We start from the raw sequence: 5,752 nt of genomic DNA on the forward strand, positions 1-5,752 counted from the left end.
GCTTATTTTAAAATAATAGTAGTGAAGATTTTCTAAAATTAACATAATACACCTTATACGAAATGCTCTTTTTATATCTATATAATTCAATGTGTTAATTGATATCATAAAGCCGAACTCAGCTGAGTTCGGCTTTTTTGTTGAATACTACCGTTCCACGCTTAATCTTTAATCAATGTTCCACGCTTTTGATTAGCTCAATTGAATAATCAGGATGCCTGGTCTTTTTCTTTTTGGCGTTCATCCAGCTCTTTCTTCAGTGCCTTTTTATCCTGGTACGATGCAATCAGCATAATCGGGATCAGCAGCGGAGCCACAATAATGCCCAGGGCAATATCTTTCAGTTTCGGCATGAGCTCTCTCCCTTGATTGCTCAGTCATGATCAAAAACAGCATTCAGTACACGGCCAAATAAGCCACGTTTTTTGTGTTGTGGCACTGCCACATTTTGCAACGTGGCATGCTGTAGCGTTTGGGTGTGGTATGCCGTAGTTTCTTGCTGTGGCACTGCCACATTTTCTGCAATATTTAATTCATTATTCTTTTTATTATCATTGTCTTGTTGTGTTGTCGCATGCTGTGGTAGGTCGGTGTCGCATGCCGTAGCATCTTGTTGTGGTGCTGCTGTGGCAGGAGCAACACTTTTCAGCTCAATGAGTGTTTGCATACGGTCAATTTGTTGCATTAACCGTTCTTCACGTTCTTGGTATTTTTTGACTTCATTTTCTAAATGGGCAATAAGTTTTTTTGTAGATTCATCACCTTCTTGCTTAGATGATTCAATTTTTTGAGATGTTTGCTCAGGTTCTCCAAAGCATCGGATGACCTCTGCTAGATCGAATTGTCCATCACTGGAGCGTGATAAACGTCCATTACGTACAGCTCTGTAAATGGTTGATCTATCCACATGAAATTTTTTAGATACTTCACTTAGTGATAACTTAGCCATTTACGGTGTCCTTTTTATTTGATGGCATATATCCCACTTTTTTTAGGTATGGGTATAGTTCTTTTATTCGGTCAGGGTCTTGCAGCATCTCAGCAATACGAATAGCAAATTGCGGATAGCTTTCAGTTCCCTGGGAATAACGACCCATTTCAGGAAGTTCGGAAAGTTTATTTGCAAACATATGCCGTTGAGCATCGGTCATCTTTGAAGAAAGACCCAAAGTATCCGGATCTCTTTCTATTGATGGGCTGTCCTTCTTTTTCTGTTTAAAGTTAAAAGAAAATCCTGAAATTGATCGACCTCTTTTGTGTTGTTCATACTTCACTGTGATATCTGTATGTTCGTTAATTTGTTTAATAGCGAGCTCAAGTACACTAGTTTTAAAGCGTTCCATACGCTTGTACTCAGTATCGAGTACGCCAATTCTTTGACGGAAATCACTTAGCTCTATAATTGGAGTAGAGCCCGTACTTCTCCAAGCAATTAATAACTCATATAAACGAACAGCATAAGCACTACTGAGATTACTAACTTGCTGCAATTCGTATTTAGTAAAATGCTCTTCTAAGCGCGTAATTAATGGAACTATGGCAGGGGCAAAAATAAGCTTAACCACTGCTTCATTATCTACATATCCAATTTCACTAACCCAACGGGATCTATAGTTCTCAATATTCCCTCTTTCATTTATTTTTTGATAGCTGAATTGTCTTGCGAATAAATCATTACAGGCATCTTTTAATGCCTGATAAGCGGTATTGCGATGTACGCCAAATTGATTGATATAGCTTTCTGCATGGACAGTTAAGGGATCATTAGCATTAATCCCTTTCCCACTTTCTCTTGCCTCAACAATAGCTAATAAAATTAAACGTTGTTCTACTAAATCTAAGTTATAACTTGCATTAATTAAGGCATTGTCTTTTACAACTAACTCTCTCATGAAGCACCAGTATTATTTATTATGCTATGACACCTTAATTAATTTTAGTGCTATAAGCAAGGTAAACGGTGTCATATTGCAAGGTAAACGGTGTCATATTGCAAGGTAAACGGTGTCATATTGCAAGGTAAACGGTGTCATATGAAGTCTAGAAGCCTTTATTTACAAGGCTTTCAGCTTACCTAAAAGCATTTAAAAACTTTAAAATAATTAAAAGCCCAGGCAAGGAAAAATTGCCCTATGTTTTCGCTACGCTCAAACTCTATTGAACTTCGCTTTCGCTCAGTTCGTAGGGGCAATTTTTGGCTTAAAATTTCGTGACTTTTTAAAAAAGAAAAGCAACTAGGAATTCGCTTCGCTCATAGAACTTTTTCACTCGCTTCGCTCGACATAAAGCCACCGTAATCAGTTCGCACCCATTCGGGATGCTCTGATTCTGAGTTCTTGATACACAGGGGAGCCTGTAATCAGGGAAAAACAGGTGAGAAAATTTAGATCCCTGTAGTTCGCTCGTAGACACTCGCTAAATGCTCTCATTTGCGATTTAAGAGTTTTTTCTTAACTCAACTATAAAATCTACTGTGGTTTAGCAAAACATCGCTAAAAACCCTATTTTTTTGCGTTTAAACAGCATTCATCAAGGTCGGTAATCGTTGTTATTTTCATTTTCTGGTTTTTTAGGCTCATTTTTCTGCTGTTTTTCCAATTCTTGGCGTTTTAAAAATGCCAAATGTTCTCGTTCGTGTCTTTCTTGTTCATAGCGTTGTTCTTTTTGCTCTCGTTCTTTACGTAATTGCTCTCTAAATTCACTTTCTCTGCGATCATTTTCAATTCTTCGTTGGCGATCTACTTCCGCTTGGCGTACTTGCTGCATTCTTTCTTGTTCAATTTTGAGATCATCTGCCCGTTTTGCTTTAAGGAGGGGACTCATATCATCATTAAAATCATGTAGGGTATCGAATGAATGAACGTACTCTCGTTTTAGCTTCTGCCAAAACGAGGGTTTTATCGTTGGTCGTTCAATCCCATTATTTTCCAGTATCTCTGAGCATTGGCCTAAGCGCTGGACAACATTCTCAATATCGTATTCTTTAGCAAGTTGTTCGACCTCGGTTGCGTATTCTCTCCAGTTCTCATTTTTTGCCTGTTCTACTGATTTTTCAGTCGCATAAAAATCAGGTTTTTTTATATCTCTGTAAGTATGATGATAAGAGTCATAAAACAAATTATTGGTATGTAGGTAAAAATCGCTTTTGTTTTCTGCTAACCATCGTTTTGTCTTGGTGAGATTTGATTCAATCTGCTTTTGATTATCAGCAGCATTGCTTTGAATGGTGTAAAACTGATTGGCAAATTCTGCATAAATATCCTGGCACCGAATGAAGTCATCATATGCGTTGTCGATCTGTTGAACCTGTTGTTCTTGCAGGCGTTCTTCTTCTAGGTTGAGATTTACTAATTCTGCTAAAAGCTCTTTTTCTTCTGCTTCGGTTAACTGAAGTTCGTTTTCCAGCTGGGTAATCTGATCTTCTAATCGACTTGGAACAATAATTTCTTGATCAAGGCCCTTGATGATCTGTTGGTATTCTCGTGCAGCATCTAAATTTTTGGCTTTGATTGCATCATTTTCAAGTGCAATTCTTGGTAGCACAATTTCAGTGTTACGTTCTTCAAGCGGTCTTTTTTGTTCCTCGTCATATTGTCTGCGAAGTGCTGTAGCTTCATGCCCTTCATGATGAGTGGGTTCAAGAAAGTCTAAGCCCTGATCCTTGTAACTCCGGTGGTCGATGCGTTCGTCTAGCCCGGCATTTTCCAATACTGTATTTACAACATTGGCAAAAGTTGCTCGGCTGTCCTTCAGGATCTCGGGACCATGGTCGTTGAAGATTCTTTGTTTCTTTCCTAATTCGCCTTTTTCATTGATGAGTCTGGTAGTGAACATCATGTGTACGTGATAGTTTTTATTATTGGTTTCATCGTTATGTTCATGTGGTGCATGGATGCAGGCATCGACAATAACATTGTGCTTGTTCACAAAGTCTCGGCAAAAGTCATCAACGATTTTTATGCGTTCTGCATCTGTTAATTCATGTGGTAAAGCACAGATATATTCTTTGGCGAGTCGTGCATTGGCTTTCATTGAGCCATTGGCATTGAATTCTTTTTTTTCTACTGTATTCCAAAGTGTTTGACGGTCTAAAAGTTTTGTATTGGTATGTTCTGGTGCATAAATATTTTTGTATTCAAGTCCCTTTTTTTTAGTGTAGTCCTGAGTCTTTCCAAAAGTCAGATCCTCTAGTTTTTCACAGGCACGATAAGCAGCACAAGCAACGGCTGAACGTCCGTCACTTCGTGAGATGTTGCTTTCATTCAAATGAAAAATTGCCACTTTAAAAACCTAAATTTCTGCATACCGTGGTTTTGATTTTTGCAACTTTGAAAAAGTTGCTGACCATGCTAAAGCGAGGTCATGGGGTACAGGGGTTTCCCCTGTCGCAACGTCCACTTTTCTATCGAAGATGAAAAGTGGGTAAGTGCGCCCTTCATTTCATTCCGGGAAAACTCCGCTTCGCTACGTTTGATATTGCTCGCTTTGTTTTTTGACTCTATGATGATGTTTGATTATTGATCATCACGGTTTAATACTATGTCAGATATTCAAGAAAAGAAAGATGCAGTTTTAAAGAAGCTCACTAAAGCACAGCAGAAGAAGTTATCTCTACAAGAGCAAATTGAGTATTTGAAAAAAGAACAAGAGCAGATCTTAGAACAGGCAAAACAGAAACAGAATGAGCTTAAACTTAAGCAGCAAAAACTTTTAAGTGAAGCCAAAGCTCAAGAACGGAAAAATGAAACTAGACGGAAAATTTTGCTTGGCGCTTGGGTTTTGAATAAATTTAAAAATGATGAATCTTTTAAACATCAATGGGCTGATTTTGAGCAGTTTTTAAGTGCGGAAAGTAAGACAGAAGAAAATAGACAGAAAGATAAAGAGCTTTTTAATGATCTTTTTAAGGGATAAGTTCTAAATTTCATATAAGAGATTTTATGTTAAATCACTGATGTTTGATTTTAGAATAATATTATGAATTGCTTTTATCTCTTCCTCTTTTTGAGCTTGAAACTTTCCATAAGTTGAAAAATGTAAATGCTTATAGATTAAAGGTTTTTTTTCATGAAAAACTTTAAGAGTATGTCCTTCTATTTGTTTAGCATCATTCATCCATGAAAATATAGATGTTTTTTTCATTAATTTAAAAACAGCATCAGAGATAAATACAGCTTTAGTGTGTTCTGAAAAAATGGCTTTATGAATGTATTGTAGATGATTTTTATCAAGATCAGAGCTTTTCAAATCATTTCTACCAGTTGTGGGAAGATGAAGAAGCTCGATAAATGAAATACGAGAAGCATCTTTGCAAGAAAGTCTAATTTTTGAAAATTCTTTATGATATTTTCGCCCATCTCCTTTATATCCATCTAATAAAAAAGGATGATGTACATTGTATTTCTGCCAAAATGAAATAGCATCCTCATGATATTCAATGATTTTAGAAAATATTTTTTGTTCTTCAATATTGGGAGCGTAATTGGCATCTAAGCCAATAAATAAAAACTCTGCTTGAGTAGGACAACATCCCTGATAAGGTTTTTGGCGGAAAGCGTGAATTAGTTTTTCACTTGGATGAACGTTATACATATTTTTATCAGTAGACGTAATGCAAAGAATATTAGTTTATCCGATATAGACACCAACATATTAAACCGTCCGATAAGAAAATCGCAAAAGCGCATATTCTAAAAGTGGACATTTTTATTGGTGAGAATATAGACATTTTGAATGGGTTCTAACAAAAGCA

The 5,752-nt window shown here is 36.7% G+C and carries 6 protein-coding genes; 1 reads left to right on the top strand and 5 read right to left on the bottom strand.

Features of this window, described 5'->3' with window-relative positions; all coding sequences use genetic code 11:
* Window positions 1-209: 209 nt before the first annotated feature.
* The 4 genes from EXE09_RS18880 to mobQ all read right to left on the bottom strand — a co-directional run bounded on the left by EXE09_RS18880 (window position 210) and on the right by mobQ (window position 4,281).
* A complete protein-coding gene (locus EXE09_RS18880) occupies window positions 210-353 on the bottom strand; it encodes a hypothetical protein (RefSeq protein ID WP_001125247.1) in 144 nt (47 codons plus the stop codon).
* 20 nt (window positions 354-373) lie between these two features.
* Window positions 374-949, bottom strand: coding sequence for a plasmid replication DNA-binding protein (locus EXE09_RS18345; protein ID WP_002011656.1), 576 nt, complete (start codon window positions 947-949; stop codon window positions 374-376).
* On the bottom strand, window positions 942-1,892 hold the full coding sequence (repM, locus tag EXE09_RS18350; protein ID WP_002011663.1) for a replication initiation protein RepM: 951 nt from the start codon (window positions 1,890-1,892) through the stop codon (window positions 942-944). The genes EXE09_RS18345 and repM overlap by 8 nt, the downstream gene beginning before the upstream one ends.
* Window positions 1,893-2,529: 637 nt before the next feature.
* Window positions 2,530-4,281, bottom strand: coding sequence for a MobQ family relaxase (mobQ, locus tag EXE09_RS18355; RefSeq protein WP_228200239.1), 1,752 nt, complete (start codon window positions 4,279-4,281; stop codon window positions 2,530-2,532).
* Window positions 4,282-4,539: 258 nt separating this feature from the next.
* Between mobQ and EXE09_RS18360 the strand changes: the two genes are divergently transcribed.
* Window positions 4,540-4,914: a hypothetical protein gene (locus tag EXE09_RS18360; RefSeq protein ID WP_086322809.1), complete on the top strand. Its 375-nt coding sequence runs from the start codon at window positions 4,540-4,542 to the stop codon at window positions 4,912-4,914.
* Between the two features lie 24 nt (window positions 4,915-4,938).
* Here the strand turns inward: EXE09_RS18360 and EXE09_RS18365 are convergent, their stop codons facing one another.
* A complete protein-coding gene (locus tag EXE09_RS18365; RefSeq protein ID WP_005086345.1) occupies window positions 4,939-5,592 on the bottom strand; it encodes a hypothetical protein in 654 nt (217 codons plus the stop codon).
* Window positions 5,593-5,752 lie beyond the last annotated feature (160 nt).

The sequence above is a fragment of the Acinetobacter sp. WCHAc060025 genome, from assembly GCF_004209355.1.
In the GTDB taxonomy this organism is placed as follows: domain Bacteria; phylum Pseudomonadota; class Gammaproteobacteria; order Pseudomonadales; family Moraxellaceae; genus Acinetobacter; species Acinetobacter wuhouensis.

What these genes read in the sequence shown, in the direction of transcription:
- EXE09_RS18880 (WP_001125247.1), bottom strand. Translation starts at nt 353, where the DNA reads ATGCCGAAACTGAAAGATATTGCCCTGGGCATTATTGTGGCTCCGCTG.
- EXE09_RS18345 (WP_002011656.1), bottom strand. Translation starts at nt 949, where the DNA reads ATGGCTAAGTTATCACTAAGTGAAGTATCTAAAAAATTTCATGTGGAT.
- EXE09_RS18365 (WP_005086345.1), bottom strand. Translation starts at nt 5,592, where the DNA reads ATGTATAACGTTCATCCAAGTGAAAAACTAATTCACGCTTTCCGCCAA.
- repM (WP_002011663.1), bottom strand. Translation starts at nt 1,892, where the DNA reads ATGAGAGAGTTAGTTGTAAAAGACAATGCCTTAATTAATGCAAGTTAT.
- EXE09_RS18360 (WP_086322809.1), top strand. Translation starts at nt 4,540, where the DNA reads ATGTCAGATATTCAAGAAAAGAAAGATGCAGTTTTAAAGAAGCTCACT.